This window comes from Streptomyces sp. NRRL F-6676, assembly GCF_000725625.1.
In the GTDB taxonomy this organism is placed as follows: Bacteria; Actinomycetota; Actinomycetes; order Streptomycetales; family Streptomycetaceae; genus Streptomyces.
On the sequence record NZ_KL647084.1, the window covers coordinates 253,898 to 271,225 of the forward strand.

14 protein-coding genes are annotated in these 17,328 nt (G+C 72.6%); 4 read left to right on the forward strand and 10 right to left on the reverse strand.

Annotation, left to right across the window (positions count from 1 at the left end):
• Nucleotides 1–75: 75 nt before the first annotated feature.
• Together IO29_RS34060 and IO29_RS34065 are read right to left on the reverse strand one after the other, a co-directional pair.
• Nucleotides 76–3,285, reverse strand: coding sequence for a TIM-barrel domain-containing protein (locus IO29_RS34060; RefSeq protein WP_030379517.1), 3,210 nt, complete (start codon nt 3,283–3,285; stop codon nt 76–78).
• Between the two features lie 259 nt (nt 3,286–3,544).
• Nucleotides 3,545–4,162, reverse strand: coding sequence for a TetR/AcrR family transcriptional regulator (locus IO29_RS34065; protein WP_030379518.1), 618 nt, complete (start codon nt 4,160–4,162; stop codon nt 3,545–3,547).
• Nucleotides 4,163–4,296: 134 nt separating this feature from the next.
• On the opposite strand from IO29_RS34065, the gene IO29_RS34070 reads away from it, so the two are divergent.
• The 3 genes from IO29_RS34070 (at nt 4,297) to IO29_RS34080 (ending at nt 7,135) form a co-directional block, all read left to right on the forward strand.
• Complete coding sequence (locus IO29_RS34070) at nt 4,297–4,764, forward strand: cupin domain-containing protein (protein WP_030379519.1); 468 nt, start codon at nt 4,297–4,299, stop codon at nt 4,762–4,764.
• Between the two features lie 71 nt (nt 4,765–4,835).
• Nucleotides 4,836–5,645, forward strand: coding sequence for an alpha/beta fold hydrolase (locus IO29_RS34075; RefSeq protein WP_030379520.1), 810 nt, complete (start codon nt 4,836–4,838; stop codon nt 5,643–5,645).
• Nucleotides 5,646–5,665: 20 nt separating this feature from the next.
• A complete protein-coding gene (locus IO29_RS34080; protein ID WP_063738092.1) occupies nt 5,666–7,135 on the forward strand; it encodes a DHA2 family efflux MFS transporter permease subunit in 1,470 nt (489 codons plus the stop codon).
• On the opposite strand, the gene IO29_RS34085 is transcribed toward IO29_RS34080, so the two are convergent.
• From IO29_RS34085 to IO29_RS34115, 7 genes are all read right to left on the reverse strand, one after another.
• Nucleotides 7,066–7,677 carry a TetR/AcrR family transcriptional regulator gene (locus IO29_RS34085; protein WP_033225194.1) on the reverse strand — a complete coding sequence of 204 codons (612 nt, stop codon included), beginning with the start codon at nt 7,675–7,677 and terminating at the stop codon, nt 7,066–7,068. The genes IO29_RS34080 and IO29_RS34085 overlap by 70 nt on opposite strands.
• Before the next feature lie 150 nt (nt 7,678–7,827).
• Nucleotides 7,828–8,835, reverse strand: a complete 1,008-nt coding sequence (locus IO29_RS34090; protein ID WP_030379523.1) for a bile acid:sodium symporter family protein — start codon at nt 8,833–8,835, stop codon at nt 7,828–7,830.
• 73 nt (nt 8,836–8,908) lie between these two features.
• Nucleotides 8,909–9,607 carry a hypothetical protein gene (locus tag IO29_RS34095; protein ID WP_051707524.1) on the reverse strand — a complete coding sequence of 233 codons (699 nt, stop codon included), beginning with the start codon at nt 9,605–9,607 and terminating at the stop codon, nt 8,909–8,911.
• A complete protein-coding gene (locus IO29_RS34100; protein ID WP_030379525.1) occupies nt 9,597–10,112 on the reverse strand; it encodes a SigE family RNA polymerase sigma factor in 516 nt (171 codons plus the stop codon). Before IO29_RS34100 ends, IO29_RS34095 begins: the two co-directional genes overlap by 11 nt.
• 188 nt (nt 10,113–10,300) lie before the next feature.
• Nucleotides 10,301–12,244 (reverse strand): glycoside hydrolase family 76 protein, encoded by a 1,944-nt coding sequence (locus IO29_RS34105; protein WP_078618246.1) that lies wholly within the window; start codon nt 12,242–12,244, stop codon nt 10,301–10,303.
• Nucleotides 12,245–12,252: 8 nt separating this feature from the next.
• Nucleotides 12,253–13,725, reverse strand: coding sequence for a glycoside hydrolase family 76 protein (locus IO29_RS34110; protein ID WP_051707532.1), 1,473 nt, complete (start codon nt 13,723–13,725; stop codon nt 12,253–12,255).
• A 361-nt stretch (nt 13,726–14,086) separates the two neighbouring features.
• Nucleotides 14,087–14,662, reverse strand: a complete 576-nt coding sequence (locus IO29_RS34115) for a TetR/AcrR family transcriptional regulator (protein WP_030379528.1) — start codon at nt 14,660–14,662, stop codon at nt 14,087–14,089.
• A 136-nt stretch (nt 14,663–14,798) separates the two neighbouring features.
• Between IO29_RS34115 and IO29_RS34120 the strand changes: the two genes are divergently transcribed.
• The gene (locus IO29_RS34120) at nt 14,799–15,536 is read left to right on the forward strand and encodes an SDR family oxidoreductase (protein WP_030379529.1); all 738 of its coding nucleotides are present in this window, start codon (nt 14,799–14,801) and stop codon (nt 15,534–15,536) included.
• 32 nt (nt 15,537–15,568) lie between these two features.
• Here the strand turns inward: IO29_RS34120 and IO29_RS34125 are convergent, their stop codons facing one another.
• Complete coding sequence (locus IO29_RS34125) at nt 15,569–17,011, reverse strand: amidohydrolase family protein (protein WP_030379530.1); 1,443 nt, start codon at nt 17,009–17,011, stop codon at nt 15,569–15,571.
• Nucleotides 17,012–17,328 lie beyond the last annotated feature (317 nt).

A 17,328-nucleotide genomic window follows, 5' to 3' on the forward strand; every position in this document is an offset into this window, starting at 1 on the left:
GCGCAGCCCCCGGGGACGGGAAGGGCGGGGGCGGCGGGGGCGATAAACCGCCCCGCGCACCCCCGCCCACCCCACCTACCGGAAGGAAACCGTCACCGGTGCGTGCACCGACCGGCTCGGCAACGTCACGGTCAACGTCCCCGCGTCCCGGTCCAGGTGGTACGACTTCGGCGACAGCCGCTTCCCGTTCGCCGAGACCTTCCCCGGCACATGATCACCGAGCCCGACCAGCGTGACCGTCCACTCCCGCTTCTTCACCTGGCCGCGGAAGGACCCCTGCACCCCGCCGATCGACACGGTGTGCTGCGCACCCTTCACCCGGTAGCGCACGGTCGTCGTGGCGCTGTGGTGCCGCCCCGTGCCGGTCCCGTCGTCCTCGTACAGCCGGTACGACCCCGACTTCCCGGCCGCGACGGTCAGCGTCACGTCGGTCAGCGGACTGCGGTCGTCGGACGACACGTCGTGCGTGCGGGTCGGCATGATGCCACCGGCCTTGATGAACACCGGCATGGTGTCCAGCGTGGTGGTGACGTCCTGCGTCGTCCCGCCGGTGTACGTCTTGCCGGTGAAGTAGTCGGTCCACTGCCCCGGCGGGAACCAGACCGACGTCGTGGCCGAGTCGCCGGGGTCGGTGACCGGGGCGACCAGCACGTCGGACCCGTAGAAGTACTCGCTGCCGGCGGTGGCGTACGCCTTCGCCTCGTCCGGGTACTCCAGGTAGGTGGGCCGGACGATCGGCACACCGGTGCGGTTGGCCTCCTCGGCGAGCGAGTAGGTGTACGGCACCAGGTTCTCGCGCAGGTTGAGGAACGCGTCGGCCGACTTGCGCGCCGCCGTGCCGTACTGCCAGGGCAGCCGGTCGCTGTGGTTGCTGTGCAGCCGGTCGATGGGCTGGAAGGTGCCGAACTGCACCCACCGCGCGTACAGGTCGTCGGGCAGCTTGCGCGTGGTGCGCGTCTGCCCGCCGTCGGTGTACTGCTCCGAACCGGTCAGCCCCGTCGTGTCGTTGTGGCCGCCGATGTCGTGGGTGATCGACGCCATCCCGGTCGCGGCGGACTCGCCCGGGGTGTAGCCGACCTCCATCTTCAGCACGCCCCACGTGGAGGAGGTGTCACCGGTGAAGTGGACGGTGGAGCGCTTGTCCGCCCACGGTCCCGTGGGCAGCCCCGCCTGGCCGCTGTACCCGGCCGCCTGGAGCGAGCCGTAGGCGCGGGAGAGCACGAAGCCGCGGCCCTCGTTCTCGGCGGTCATGGACGCGTACTGCTGGTTGATCCAGGCGTCCGGGGTCACGCCCGGCAGCGAGGACTGGGAGGCGTCGCAGCACCAGTCGAGCCACCAGAAGTCGTTGCCCTGCTGGTCCATGGTGCGGTGCAGGTCCAGGTAGGCCTGGAGCTGGTCGGGGTCGCCGAAGTCGAAGGTGTAGCAGTCGTTCCCGGCGCCGGCGCTCCCGCCGCAGCCGCCCTTCTTCAGCTTGCCCTTGGCGGTGGCCTGGGCCTTGGCGAACTGCGGGTCGGAGCCGAGGATGCTCGGGTGCACGTTGAGCGTATTGTGCAGCCCCTGGGCGTCGGACCAGTCGGTGAAGAAGCCCTTCGGGTCGGGGAACCTCTTCGTGTCGATTTCCCAGCCGCTCCAGTCGTTGACGGCCTTGTAGTCCGTGTCGGTCACCAGCACGTCGAGCGGGACGCCCTCGGAGCGGAAGGCCGGCAGGATCTTCTTCTGGTAGTCCTCGGCCGTACGGTCGATGTACTCCGAGTACCAGACGCCGTAGGCCCACTGGGGCAGCAGCGCGGGCGGGCCGGTGAGCGTGGCCAGGTCCGTGAGGCCCTGCTTGTAGTCGTGCCCGTAGCCGAAGAGGTAACCGTCCTGGTAGGCACCGCCCTTGTGCTCCGGGCGCTGCCGGATCTTCTTGGTGGCGGTGTCGTACAGCGCCGACGGGGTGTCGTCGAGCAGGTACCAGCCGTCCTTGTTGAGCAGACCGGGCGTGGTGACGGGGGCGGCGCCGCTGCCGGTCACGCCGTCCAGGCCGCGGCGGTATCCGCCGAGCGCGAGGTGCGGCGCGGGCGCGGGGTCGCCCGTGGCGGCCACGGAGACGGTGTCCGCGTTGATGTGGCAACTGCCGTCGTCCGGGCAGCCGAGGGTGACGTCGTTCTCGCCCTTGGCGAGCTTGACCGGCACCGAGGCCGTCTGCCAGTCGTCCCAGTTGTCCGTCGCCGGGAACTCGAGCGTGGCGTGCGCGTCCCCGGCGGTGACCGAGGCGGTACGGGTCTTGTGCTGCCCGTCGCCGCCGGTGCCGTTGGCGTAGCGCACCCGCAGGGTGTAGGTGCCGTCGGCGGGCACGCCCACCAGATGCGTCGTCAGGCCGGAGCCCTTGTTGAGCTCGGCGACGAAGCCGGTGCCCGCGTAGCCGGTGTGGTCCGTGGCGCCGGCGGCCGAGCCGCCGATCCGCCCGGCCTCCGCCTCACAGCTCACCCCGAACGCGCAGTCCCTGATCGCGGTGGTGGCGACCGAGGGGTACGCGTCGCCGGGGCGGACCAGCGCCACGCTGTCCAGGTTGACGTCACCCGAGTCCGAGGCGGTCCGGGTGAGGGCGAGCGTGTGGTGGCCCGCGCCGAGGTCGACCTTGGCGGTGGCGAGCTTCCAGGTGTCCCAGCTGCCCGTGGTGGGCAGCGAGATCTTCTGCGGCGAGCCGCCGTCCACGGTCAGGGTGAGCGTACGGGTCTCGTTCTTGCCGTCCCCGCCCACGGAGTTGGCGTACCGCAGGTCGAACTGGTAGCTCCCGGCCTCCTTGACATCGATGTCAGACGATGCCGAGGCGCCCGTCCCCTCGAAGCCCGCGGCGAACCCGATCCCGGTGTGGTCCCGGTGGTCGGAAGCCAGGGACACCCCGCCCAGCTGGAGGTCCTCCGCCTCGCACAGCGCGCCGAGGGTGCAGGTCAGACGGTGCCAGGGAGAGGCGGTGACCGGCGAATCGCCCGCCGTCACGTCGACGGAGAGGTTGCCCGCGTCGAACGGACCCGAGCCGACCTTGTACCGCAGGGTCACCGCACTGGTCCTGATGGTCAGCCAGCCGTCGGCCGTCCGCGAGGTGTACGAGGCCGGGGAGAACCCGCTGCGCCCGATCGCGTTGAACGTCGGGTCGTCGGTGAACTTCCCGTCGGCCGCGTACTCGGTACGGATCAGCGTCGGTGAGAGGACCTGGAAACGGGCGTCACCGGAGGTGACGGTCGGGATGCGTTGGCTGTGCGCCCCCTTGGCCGTCGCCGCGCCGGTGCCTGCCACAGTCATGGCGGCGGCGACCGCGAGAACGGTGGCCACCCCCGTGTGTCGTCGTACGGTTCTCAGTCGTCTTCTCGGCGGTGAGGTGCTGGTCATGGACAATTCCGTTTCTCCTGTCGGCCATTGCCGCTCGTCCACGCCGGGCGGACCGTGACGGAAGATCGGCCGCACAGCGTGCACATGGCATAGGAGCACGGACCTCCGGTTCATGTCCATGCAAGTGACTCGACGGAATCGGGAGTTGCGCGAATTCGCCCGGTACCGGTCGCTACGCGTCCGCGGGGACGGCGGCCCTGGTCAGCGTGGTCGCCGTCCGTACGGCGCTGGCGACCGCGGTCTCCGGATCGAGCCCGCACAGATCGGTGAGGACGAACAGCGCCTCGGCGCTCACCGCCACCGCGAGGTCCCGTTTCAGCTGTGCGAGGGCCTCCGGGTCGCTCGCCCCGAGCGTGTCCCGGAGCGGCAGCAGCGCGTGGTCGATCAGTCCGAATCGGATGCCGGGGCGGGCGCTCACGGCCTCCGGCCGCACGATCGTCGCCGCGATCATGGCGCGTACCGCACTCTGCCGGGCGAGCACGCCGCGCAGCAGGAACTCGGTGGCGAACGCGACCCGTGCGACCGGGTCCGTGCTGTCCGCGACCGGCGCCAGGGCCTCGGCGGGGGGCGGCCAGGCGCCCGCCAGGGCCTCGCTGACCAGTGAGGGCAGGTCGGGGAAGTAGCGGTAGGCGGTGGCCTCGGACACCAGGGCCCGGCGGGCGACCAGTGGCATCGTCAACTCCGTTCCGTCCGCGATGAGTTCGCGGGCGGCCGTCACGATCGCCGTCCGGGTGCGCTGCCGCTGGTTGGCGCGGCCGCCGGCCGTCCCGGTGCCCGTGTGTGCGGTCATCGAGCGCTCCTTCCTCCTGTTGGGTGGCTCCCATACTAGCGCTTAACCCTCGTTATGAGAGCGCACTTGCATTACGGGATTCCTGTCTCTACTCTCCTGAGAGTCAACTCTCACGAACCGCGAAAGGGGACGGCATGAGCGCCACGAACCAGCCGTCCGTCGTCGGACCGGACGACGGCGAGAGCATCCAGCTCGGCACCACCCGCATGCGCATCCTGGAGGACGGCAGCACCACCGGACACCGCCTCGGCATCGGCGAGATCACGATCGCCCCGCACACCGAGGGCCCGCCCCAGCACCGCCACGCCCAGCACGACGAGGGCTTCTACGTGGTCTCCGGCACCGTCCACTTCACCGTCGGGGACACCACGCACGAGGCCCCGGCCGGCACCCTCGCGATGATCCCGCCGGGCGCCCCGCACACCTTCGCCAACCTCGGCGACGAACCGGCCGTCATCCTCAACACCTTCACGCCCGACCTGTACGTGCAGTACTTCCGCGATCTGCGGAACATGATCGCCGGCGGCCAGGAGCTGACGCCGGAGTCGACGATCGCGGTGATGGGCCGTTACGCCACGGTCCCGGCCACCGACTTCGCCTGACGGCGCTGCCCTCTCCGTACGTCCCCCCTCTCTTCCCACGGCCCGTCCGAGCCGCACCAAGGAGCACCGACATGACCCGCACCACCCACACCCTCACCCTCGACCAGGGCACCCTCGACCTCACCGTCGACCAGTACGGCGAGCAGGGCCACCCCTTCCTCCTGCTGCACGGAGGCGGCGGCCCGGCCACCGTCACCCCGTTCGCCGGCCTGCTGGCCGAACAGCGCCCCGCCAGGGTGTTCGCCCCCGTCCACCCCGGCTTCGACGGCACCACCCGCCCCGACCGGCTCACCGACGTCCCCACCCTGGCCCGGATCTACGCCGAACTCCTCGACACCCTCGGCCTGCGGGACGTCGCCGTCGTCGGCAACTCCATCGGCGGCTGGATCGCCGCCGAACTGGCGGCGCTCGGCAGCGACCGGATCACCAGCGTCATCCTCGTCAACGCCGTCGGCATCGCCGTCCCCGGCCACCCCGTCGCCGACACCTTCTCCCTGACGCCGGTGGAACTCTCCCGGCTCTCCCTCCACGACCCGTCGAAGTTCCGCTTCGACCCCTCGGCGCTCACCGACGCACAGCGCGCGGTCATGGCCGGCAACCGGGCCGCCCTCCAGGTCTACTCGGGTCCGCACTCCATGGCCGATCCCACCCTCATCGACCGGCTGGCCAAGATCGCCCACCCGACGCTGGTGGCCTGGGGCGAGAGCGACCAGGTCGTCGACGCCGACTACGGGCGCGCCTACGCCGAGGCCGTGCCCGGCGCCGAGTTCCGGCTCCTTCGGGCCACCGGGCACATGCCGCAGACCGAGACCCCCGACCAGCTGCTTCCGGTGGTCTGGGACTTCGCCGACGCCCACGCCACCCACCGGCCGCAGCACTGACCGGCGGACGGAGCACCGACGTGCCGGCGACCGACCGCGGGCGACCGACGGTGATCCTGGCCGTGTGCTGCCTCAGCGTGCTGCTGGTCAGCCTCGACACCACGATCCTCAACGTCGCCCTGCCCGCCGTCCAGGCGGACCTGCACTGCTCGCTCGCGGGACTGCAATGGACCCTGGACGCCTACACCCTCGTACTGGCCTCGCTGCTCATCCTGGCCGGCGCCACCGCCGACCGGGTGGGCCGGCGACGCGTCCTCCACCTCGGCCTCGTGCTGTTCACCGCAGGCTCCGCCCTGTGCAGCCTGGCCCCCTCGCTGAACTGGCTGATCGTCTTCCGCATGGCGCAGGCGCTGGGCGGCTGCATGCTCACCCCCGTCGCCATGGCCATCCTCACGCACGCCCACCCGCGGCCGAAGGAGCGGGCCCGCGCCATCGGCGTGTGGGGCGGGGTGGTCGGCATCAGCATGGCGGCCGGGCCGGTCCTCGGCGGCGTGCTGGTGCGGAGCGCCGGGTGGCGGTCGGTGTTCTGGCTCAACGTGCCCATCGGGCTCGCCGCGCTGGTGCTCGCCGCCGTGTTCGTCCCGGAGTCGCGCGCGCCGCGCCCCCGCCGGGCGGACCCGGTCGGACAGCTCCTGCTGACCGGCGCGCTCGGCACGCTGACGTACGCCGTCATCGAGGCGCCGGGCCACGGCTGGACCTCGCCGCTGATCCTGTCCTGCCTGCTCGCCGCGGCGGGCGCGCTGGCCGCGTTCGTCCCCTGCGAACTGCGGCGCGAGGAGCCGCTGATCGACCCCCGGCTCTTCCGCGACGCCTCCTTCGCCGGGGCGACGGTGACGGCGGTGTGCGCCTTCACCGCGCTCGGCGGCTTCCTGTTCGCCGCGTCCCTGCATCTGCAACGGGACCTGGGGCTCGGGCCGCTGGCGGCGGGGACGCGGCTGCTGCCGATGGCGGTGCCGTCGCTGCTGTGCCCGCCGCTGGCCGGGCGGATGGTCGCCGGGCGCGGCCCGCGCCTCCCGCTGCTCCTCGCCGGGGCCGGCATGGCCGCGGGCGGCCTGCTGGCCCTCCCGGCCACCCGGCCCGACACGCACTCCACCCTGCTGCTGCACCTGGCGTTCGCGCTGTTCGGGGTGGGCTTCGGCTTCGTCAACGCGCCCATCACCGACACGGCGGTCTCCGGCCTGCCGCGCGCACAGGCCGGCGTGGCCGCCGCCATCGCCGCCACCAGCCGCCAGGTCGGCGCGGCCCTCGGCATCGCGGTGACCGGCGCGGTACTCGCGGCGGGAAGCCGCACGGCCGCGTGGTGGATCATCGCCGGGTGCGGTGCGGCGGTCCTCGCGGTGAGCGCCTTCACCGCCCGCCGCCGGCCCGCCGCCGCGCACCCCGACGCCGTGGTGGCGCGGCTGCCGGTACGGGGTCGGGGTCAGGACTGGTCGTCGGCGGGCCGGCGCAGCCCCGCGACGAGGATGCCGACGAGGCGGCGGGCGTCGTAGTCCGGGTCGTGTTCCGCCCCGATGCAGAGGTTGCCCACGCCCCGCATGAGCTCGTACGCCTTCGGGCCGGGGCGGATCTCGCCGGACGCGACCGCCGCGTCCATCAACTCGGCGCAGACGGGGAGCAGACGGTCGAGGAAGTGGGCGTGCAGGGACTGGAAGCCGGGGTCGTCGGAGCGCAGTACGGAGGCGAGGCCGTGCTTGGTGACCAGGAAGTCGACGAAGAGGTCGATCCACTGGGCGAGGGCGGCGTGCGGGGTCGCGGCGCTCGCCAGCAGGGCCGGGCCGGCCTCGGCGCAGGCCTCGATCTGGTGCCGGTAGACGGCGACGATCAGGTCCGCGCGGGTGGGGAAGTGGCGGTAGATCGTGCCGGTGCCGACGCCCGCCCTGGCGGCGATGTCCCGTACCGGGGCCTCCACGCCGGAGGCGACGAAGGCCGCGGCGGCCGCGTCCAGGAGGGTCTGGGCGTTGCGGCGGGCGTCCGCCCGCTTGGACCGGGCGGTCTGGGCGGTCGGGGCCGTGCGGTCGTCGGCGTCTTGCACGCGCGTCCCTTCGGTGTGCGTTGGCGGGGGCCGTCTTGGCGGCTCCCATTGTCGCACCGGTGGGTGGGGGTGGGGCTGCGGGTGTGGTGCCGGCTTGCCGCCGGCGGGGGTGGTCCGCGCGGTTCCCCGTGCCCCTTCGGGGGGCCGGGGTCATGCCGTGGTCTCCGCCTCCCCCGGGGTACGGCGGGCCATCCATGCCGCTGTCAGGGCGCCGGAGATGTTGTGCCAGACGGAGAAGACCGCGGCGGGGAGAGCGGCGAGGGGGGTGAAGTGGGCGGTGGCCAGGGAGGCGGCCAGGCCGGAGTTCTGCATGCCGACCTCGAAGGCCATCGCGCGTGCGGCGGGGCGGCCGAGGCGGGTGAGCCGGCCGCAGCAGTAACCGAGGGCCAGCCCGCAGCCGTTGTGCAGTACGACCGCCAGCAGGACGGTCCCCGCCGCCGACCTCAGCGTGTCCGCGCTGCCCGCCACGACCACGGCGACGATCGCGGCGATGGCGAGCGAGGACAGCCACGGCATCGCGCCCAGCACCCGCTCGACCCGGCGCCCGGCGACCAGTCGCACCACCAGCCCCGCGAGGACGGGCAGCAGCACCGTCTTGAGGATGTCGGTCACCATCGACCCCGCGTCCACCGGCAGGTACTCGCCCGCCAGCAGCAGCGTGAGCGGCGGTGTCAACAGCGGCGCGAGGACGGTGGAGACGGTGGCCACCGAGACGGACAGCGCCACGTCGCCCCGCGCCAGATACGTCACCACGTTGGACGCGGTCCCGCTCGGCGCGCAGCCGACGAGGATGACACCGGCCGCGAGCGCGGGGGACAGGTGCAGCAGGTGGGCAAGGAGCCAGCCGAGCCCCGGCATGATCACGTAGTGGGCGGCGAGACCGAGCAGCACCACCCAGGGACGCCGGGCGACGCCCCGGAAGTCGTCGAGCGACATGGTGAGCCCCATGCAGAACATGACCACGCCCAGGAGGTAGGGCACATCGGTGCCGTACCCGGAGAACGTGCCGGGGGAGAGCAGACCGGCCGCGCCCGCGGCGATGACGAGGAGCGGGAAGACGGTGACGGCCCGGCGGGCGGCACGGTCCGCCGGAGCCGGGCCGCCGCCCGCGCCCGTGGGGGAACCGGTGGTCGGTGTGGGGGACTGGGAGCTCTGCATAAGATGCATGTAAATGCCATGTATCGGTGTGCGGCAACGCCGTCTCGGTATACGGGCAGCGAGGGCCGCGGGACTACCTGGTGGGCACCCGCCGCGCCGTCGCGGGAGTGGTCGACGGTGACCGGGTGCTCGGCACGGCGGCGGAGGTGACCTCGATGCGGTCCCCGACGCGGGCGCGCTCGTAGAACCACTTCGCGTCCCCGGCGTCGAGCCCCAGCCACCCCGTCCCGGAGCCGAGCGAGCGGGCCGCCTCGGCGGAGGCGAGGCCGCCGGCGTAGACCTGCGCGTTGTCGGCCGTGCGCAGCTCCACCACGTACGGCACCTTGTACGCGTAGCGGTCCTTGGCGGCGGCGTCGTCCGGGAGCAGCAGGGGTTGGCGCTTGGCCGTGACCGTCAGCGTGCCACCGGCCGGGAACGCGCCGAGGGAGGCGGAGTCGACCCGCATCACCCGGTTCCCGGAGAGCAGTGTGTGCCCGTCGAGGTCCAGGGAGCCGTCCACCTGCCGCGGCACCGGTGCCGCCGTGGGCCGGGGCGAGGCGGCGGACGCCGCGGTCTGCCGGTGATGGCGCGGGCCGGGGTCCTGGGGATGCACGGCGAACACGACCGCCGTCAGCGCGCAGGCGGCCGTGGCCGCGGTGCCGAACGCGGCCGTCGTCCGGCGGCGCAGCAGCCGGCGCCGCGCCCGGAGGCGGATCTCGGCGGGCGGCACGGGGGCCGCGGTCTCGTGTGCGGTCGCCAGCTCGCGCAGCGCGGTGGCCAGCTCATCCGACACGGCCGCTCTCCCTCCTGGCCGGCTCCTCGGCCTCGTCCACCGCCAGCCGCCGGGCCAGCGCCGCCCGCCCGCGCGACAGCCGGGCCTTGACCGTTCCCACGGGCGCACCGGTCTCGGAGGCTACCTGTTCGACACTGAGGTCGCACAGATGGTGAAGGACGATCGCCATCCGCTGACTCTCCGGCAGCTGCCGCAACGCGGCCACCAGGGCGGCGCGTTCGGGACCCGGACCCGGCTCCGATTCGGGTGGCGGGCTGCGGCGCATCAGCTCCACCCAGCGCTTCGCCCGCCGCCAGCGGCTGACCGCGAGCCGCATGGCCACCGTGCGTATCCACGCCTCCGGCGCCTCGTCGGCCAGGAGCCCCCGACGCCGGTCCCAGGCCCGCACGAACGCCTCCTGCACCACGTCCTGCGCCTCGCCCAGATCTCCGGTGAAGGCGTAGAGCTGCCCGGTCAGACGGGGGAACGCGGCCGCGTAGAAGGCGTCGAACTCGTCCTCGGTCATGCTCTCCACCGAACGTCTCGGAATCCCGTGCGACCCACCCGTCCCTGACGTACGGACGGATCACACGGGTCGCGCACATCGAAGCACACCCCGCGGTGGGTACGTCGTGGGGCCGGGGCGTTCGCGCCCGGCCCCGCATGCCTGTGCCGGGCGACGGTTGGTGTCGCCCGGCACGTGCTGAGCGGGGATCAGAGGCCGTCGGCCGCCGTCAGCGCCTGAAGGGCGCTCGCCTGCGTGCGCCAGTCCCTGGTGTTCGGGGTGCTGCCCGACCAGCGCTGGCCCAGACGGTTGAGGGCGTCGCGGTCGGACGCCCAGACCGTGTCGGCCTGCTTCCTGAGGTAGGTGCGGTAGGCGGAGGATCCCGTGGCGCCGGCGAGGTCGGCGAGGTGCCGGACGAAGACGCCCTTGAACTGCTTCTGGTTGTCGTCGCAGGTGCCGGTGCCGGTGTCGCAGGACTCGGTCAGGACGCCGTCGCGGGTCAGTGACGAGGAGGAGAGGGCCGCGTCGGCCAGACGCTTCGCGGTGCTCAGATAGCGGTCGTCGCCGGTCGACCGCCACAGTTGGGTGAACGCCCCGATGGCCAGCCCCTGGTTGTAACTCCACACCGTCTGACCGTTGTTGGCGCAGCCGTCGGTGAGACCGTCGTTGACGAGCCCCGAGGAGTTGATCAGACCGCTGTTCAGGTACCAGTCGGCCGCCGTGGTCGCCCGGGCGCCCCATGTGGTGTCGCCGGACAGCCGCTGGTGCAGTGCGGTGGTGAGCCACAGATAGAGCCCGTTGGTCACCGCGTTCTTGTACGTGCGCTCACGGTTCCACCAGACCCCGCCGCCGCAGGTGCCGGTGTCCCAGAACGTGTGGATGTACGAGGTGATCGTCACCGCCTCGTCCAGGTACCGGCGTTCGTGGGTGTAGTCGTACGCGTCCACCCAGGCGATCGCCCACCATGCCGCGTCGTCGACGGCACGGCTGATGAAGTGGCCCTCGATCGGATCGGAACCGCGGCCGCCCGCGGGGAAGACGCCCCGGTTCTGCTCGAAGGTGCGGGCGACGGCCCAGTCGTAGTCGTGCGTCCCGGTCCGCCGCGCGAAGTCGACGAGCGCGCTGAGCGTGGCCGCCGAGTTCCACCAACTGCTGCGCCACCAGCCCTCGTTCGTCTGGTACGACGCCATCAGCGCATCGGCCGCCGCCCGGGCCCTGGTCGGTGCGGGGCGGGCCCACGCCGTGCAGCTGCCCTCCTGGTGCCCGGCCGCGCGGCCGCAGGCGCGGACCGCGCCGCCGTAGAGCAGGCCGCGCGGGTCCCGGGTGGCGAACATGGCCGTACGGGCCGAGGTGGCGCCGGAGGCGACACTCGTGCGGCCCAGGGAGGAACCCTCGGGCCAACTGGCGCCCTCGTCCCAGGAGCGGTCGAGCCAGATCTCGTCGCCCTGGCCGCCGTTCTCGACGACACCCCAGGCCATCGCGTTGCGCTGGTCCACGTGGAGGCTGATGGTGCGTCCGAAGAGCGTGGTGGACGGCACCGGACGCTCGTCACCGGCCGCCGTGGCGGGGTTCGCGCCGTCGCAGTGGGTGCCGTCGCACACCTTCGGGTACACCCAGTCGGTGCAGCCGACCCCGGCCGCGTCACCGCAGGCGCGGATCCAGCCCCGGCGGTGCCCCACGGGGTCGGTGATGTTGTACATGAGGGTGCGCGTGCCGGTCCACGTGCCGGGGATGCCCGCCTTGCCCAGCAGCCCCTCCCAGGTGGCGCCCCGGTCCCAGGAGCGGTCGAGCCACACGGCGTCGCCCTGTGTGCCGTTGTCGATGCTCGCCCACGCCATGTCGTCCGGGTCGGAGACGTGCAGCCGCAGCACGCGTCCGTTGATCGTGCGGTCGGCGACCGGGAAAGTCTCCTTCTGCGCGCGGGAGGGGTCCAGCGTGTCGCACGCCAGCGCGCAGACCTGCGCCGTCGCCGCCCGGGAGGGCGTGGGCAGGGCGACGACGCCGGCCAGGGCGCCGGTGAGCGTCAGGAGGAGGGAGAGGAGGAGGGGGAGGGACCGCGCCTTCTTGCCGCCGGACAACGTTGTCGTCCGGCGCGGGCGCTTCACGAGAACGCTACTGAAGCCGTTCACGAAGCCGTTCACGACGCCGCTCATGACGCCGCTCATGACGCCGCGTTGAGCAGGTCGAGGGCGCTCTGCTGGCGCGCCGCGTCCACCGTGTCCAGCGGGCCCGACCAGCGCAGCCCGTACTGGTCGAGCGCATTGCGGTCGGCGGAGTGGGCACGGTCCGCCTGGCGCCGCAGATAGGACGTGTAAGGGTGGTCGGAGAGCACGGAGTTGAGCCGGGCCAGGCCGCGCACGTCCGCGCCCTTGAAGGACGGGCCGTCGCCCCCGCAGTCGCCGCTCTCGCACGGGTCGCGCAGGATGCCGTCACTCGTGTGCAGCGAGGACGTGGTGGTCGCCGCGTCGGCGATCTGACGGGCGGCGGTCAGGGTCCCGGAGTCGCCCGTGGCCTTGTAGAGCTCGGCCAGCGCGCCGAGCAGGACGCCCTGGTTGTACGACCACACGGTGTCGCCGTTGTTGCGGCAGGTGGAGAGGTTGACGCCGTCGTTGACCAGGTGCGAGCCGTTGATCATGCCCGTCCCCTGGAACCAGCTCCAGCCGGACCGGGCGCGGGACAGATACGCCGTGTCACCCGGAACGCGGTTGTGCAGGGCCGCGTTGAGCTGGATGTAGAGGGAGTTGGCGATGGCGTTCTTGTAGGTGCGCGCGGTGCTCCACCACACCCCGCCGCCGCATGTGCCGTCCCAGTAGGCGGCCATGTGGTCGGCGTCGGCGCGGGCGGTGTTCAGATACCGGCTGTCGCCCGTGAGGTCGTAGGCGGCCACCCAGGCCAGGCCCCACCAGCCGGTGTCGTCGAGGTAGTCGTTGCGGAACTGCCCGCCCTGGGCGCCTATGTTCTGGTCGTAGGTGCGGGCGATCGCGTAGCGGTAACTGCCCATGCCCGTCACGCGGATGTTGTCGATGACGGCGGTGAGGGCGTTGGCCGAGTTCCACCAACCGGTGGTGTCGAACAGGCCGGTGCCGTAGTTGTACAGGCTCATCAGGCCGGTGGCCGCGGCGGTGCGCCGCTCGCCGGCGTTCCAGGTGGTGCGGGCCCAGGCGGTGCAGGCGATCTCGCCGCGGTCCCCGGCCTTGCCGCAGGCACGCAGCGCGCCGACGCCGTGGTTGTTCCAGTCGTCGACGTTGTACATCAGGGTGCGCCGGCCGCGCTGTCCGGCGGGCACGGTGGTGTCGCCCAGCTTGCTGCCGGAGTTCCAGGTGCGGCCGCCGTCGAGGGAGCGGTCGAGCCAGACCTCGTCGCCGGGGCTGCCGTTCTCCAGGGAGGCCCAGCCCATCGCGTCGCTGTCGTCGAAGTGCAGGACGAGGGAGCGGCCGTAGATGCTCGCGGTGACGGATGCCCGGTCGCCGGGGGAGGAGGCGGGGTCGCGGGCGTCGCAGTAGGTGTTGCAGATGGTCGCCGTCGTGGCGGTGTCCGCGGCGGTGGCCGTGGTCGAGGTGAGGGGAGTGAGGGCGGCGCCGAGGACCATGGCGAGTGCCACGGCGGGCCGGCGCAGCGGGCTGCGTCTGTCCATGGGGGTCATGGGACCTCCCTGCTCGGTGGGGGGACCCGGTCCCGGCCGTCGGGGCGTGCGCCGTGCGGTCGCGTGCCGCGACGGTGGGGCCGGGGAGGTGGGGTGAGAGCGGGGTGGAGGTGAAAGGGGGGAGAGCGCTTTCAGCGAGGCGCCTTGCGGGGACGCCGGGCACAGAGAGCGCTCTCAGACGGTAGTGCCGAGCAGGGAGGGCGTCAACGGGGCGTGGCGGGGGTGGAGTTGGGGCCCCGTCGTCGGGGGTGGAGTTGGGCCTCCGCTGTCGCAGGCGGAGTTGGGCCTCCGACGGGGGCCGGCGTGGCGGACTGGGGCGGCTCCCCGCCGTCGCAGGCGTACGGCGGCCGGATCAGGCGTGGGTGCGCAGACCGTCCAGTACGAGGTCCAGCAGACGCTCCGCCTGCGCGCGCTTGTCGGGGCTCGCGGAGGTGAGGGCGATGCCTTCGAGGGCGGCGCCCATGTCGTCGGGGCCGATGTCGGTGCGGATCGCCCCGGCGGCCACGCAGGCGTCCATGAGGGTGCCGAGGGCGCCCCAGATCAGCTCCCGGCTGTGGCCGTACGGGTTGCCGCTGCCCGACGCGGCGATGGCGCGCAGCGCGTCGATCACGCCGTACTTGACCGTCACGTAGTCGAGGAAGAGCCGGGTCCAGGCGTGCAGCGCCTCCAGGGGAGGTCTCTCCGCCAGCAGGGCGGGGGCCGCGTCGCAGAGCTGGGCCACCTCGTTGCGGTAGACGGCTTCCACCAGCGCTTCCCGGGTCGGGAAGTTGCGGTACAGCGTGGCGCTGCCCACCCCGGCCTCCTTGGCGATGCGCTCCAGATGGGCGTCGAGTCCCTCCGCCGCGAAGACGCGCACGGCCGCCGCGAGGATCTTCTCCCGGTTGCGCCGCGCGTCGGCGCGCAGTGGTCGTGCCGCTTCCTCGGTCATCGGTCCTCGTGATCCCTTCCCAGCGTTCCGGCTTGCTAAGTGGGGGCGCCCCCACTTAGTCTTCGAGGGAAGTGGGGACGCCTCCACTTCCACTGTAGGCCAACGACTGGCCTGCTCCTCTACCGAAGGACGCATCATGTCGGGCATCAAGGGCAAGGTCATCGCGCTCACGGGCGCCAGCAGCGGCATCGGGGAGGCGACGGCGGTCCATCTCGCCGCGCGGGGCGCCCGGCTGGTGCTGGGTGCGCGGCGCGAGGACCGGCTGGACGCGGTGGTGGACCGGATCACGGCGCAGGGCGGCGAGGCGGTCGGGATCGTCATCGACGTCACGCGCCGCGCGGACCTCGTGCGCCTGACCGAAACGGCGGTCGACCGCTTCGGCCGGCTGGGCGTCCTGGTCTCCAACGCGGGCACCATGGCGGTCTCGCCGTTCGACGAACTGCGCCAGGACGACTGGGACGCCATGGTCGCCACCCATGTCACGGGCCTGCTGAACGGCATCGGCGCGGCGTTGCCGGTCTTCCGGCGGCAGCGCTCGGGGCAGTTCGTCAACGTGGCCTCCACCGCGGCCCATGTGGTGAAGGCGCCCATGGGCGTCTACGCGGCGACGAAGACGGCGGTGAGGATACTGAGCGAGGGGCTGCGCCAGGAGGCGGGACCCGATCTGCGCGTCACCCTCGTCTCCCCGGGCTTCACGGACACCGAGGGCGTGGGAAAGACGGCGAGCCCCGAGGTCGCGGCGGCACTGGTGCGGCAGCGCGACGAGATCGCCATGCCGCCCTCGGCCGTCGCCTCGGCCATCGGGTACGCGATCGAGCAGCCGGCGGGCGTGGACATCGGGGAGATCGTCATCCGCTCGACCGCGCAGGCCTGACGGCCGCCCCGCGCGGTCGGGCGGCGGCGGGCTCAGCCGCCGTGGGTGGAGCCGCTGCGGTAGTCCGTGTACGTGTACGGGTTGTCGAGGATCTTCGTCTCCGGCACGTCCGGGTTCATGCCCTTCTGCCAGCCCTCCTCGCCCAGCGACTCGCGCAGATACGCCACCGTGCCGTCGATCTCGCGCCGCGCCGCCGCCAGATCGACGCCCAGCAGCCGGTGCTCGTGCTTGACGACCCTGCCGTTCACCACGACCGTGTGCACATCGCCGCGCTGGGCCTGGAACGCCACGTGGCCGTAGGGGTTGAGCAGCGGGAACGAGACCGGCGAGTGGTCGTTCTTGATCAGTACGACGTCGGCCTTCCGGCCGGGCTCCAGGCTGCCCAGATCGTCACGGCCGAGCGCGTGCGCGCCCCCGCGCGTGGCCCAGGAGACGACCTCCTCGGCGCGCAGCGCGGCGTGCGTGACGGTGTCGCCCTTCGCCTGCGCCTGGAGGTGCTCCCGGGAGCGGTCGGCGCCGAGCGTGGTCCGCATCGCGGAGAACAGATCGCCGCTCCACCAGACGCTGGTGTCCATGGACAGCGACACCGGGATGCCGTGGGCACGGATCGCCCAGGTGGGAGGGTAGCCCTGGCCCGCGCTCTGCTCGCTCTCCGTCGAGACGGAGACAGAGCCCCCGGTCGCGGCGATGCGGTGGTAGGAGTCCGCGGAGAGCGAGGCGGCGTGCACATAGACCGTCTCGGGGGTCATGAACCCGTGGTCGTACATCAGCCGGATGCTGTCGTCGCCGGTCGCGCCCCACACACCGGCGTGCGTGGTCACCGGCACACCGAGCTCGCGGGCCACCTCGAAGGCCGGCTTCTCCGGGAAGGCGGGGTCGCCGGTCACGTCGAAGGCGAGCTGGAAGCCGAGCATGTCGTCCCCGGCGACACGGCGTGCGAAGTCGCGGAACTCCGGGGTGGCCGTCCACTCGGCGGGCGGCTGCTGGATGTTGCCGTAGGCGAGGACGGCCCGGCCGGGCACCGAGCGCAGGGCGTCGACGGCGGCGTCGGCGTGGTCGACCGTCTGGAGGCCGTGCGACCAGTCCACGACCGTCGTGACACCGGCGTCGATCGCCTCGATCGCGGCGAGCAGATTGCCGGCGTGCACGTCCTCGGGGCGGAAGAGCCTGCCGGACTCCAGGTAGTACCAGACGAAGTACTGGGTGAGCGTCCAATCGGCGCCGTAGCCGCGCATCGCGGTCTGCCACATGTGGCGGTGGGTGTCGATCATGCCGGGCATGACGATGCCGTCCGTGGCGTCGATGACGGCGGTGCCCTCGGGGACGTCGAGAGCGGGACCGACGGCGGCGATGCGGTCGTCGACGATCAGCACGTCGGCGCCCGTGAGCACCCGGCGCGACGCGTCCATCGGCAGTACCGTCCCGCCTCGCAGGACCACCGGTCGTCCCGGCCGGAACTCGCTCGACTCGCTCATCCGTGGACTCCTCACACCGCGGGCGCGACCGAAGCTGGCGGACGAGCGTCCGCCAGGCGGTCAGCAATTGATGGATGTCACTCTGAGGAGCGGGCCGAGCAGTGTCAAGCGGCAGCGCGGAATCGGTTCGGACGGGGGAGTGGAGGGGAATGGGGAAGGGTGTCCGTCCACCGGCCGGGCGAGGGGCCGACCTTCGGACGACACCCGTCGGGAAGGGGGTCCGCAGTCGCGCCGTGACTCCGGCCTGCTCGTCTCACCTGCGCTTCCGCCGGCCGGAAGCGTGGTGGCGGTGCGGGGTCTCGTCCGGGAGCGCTCGT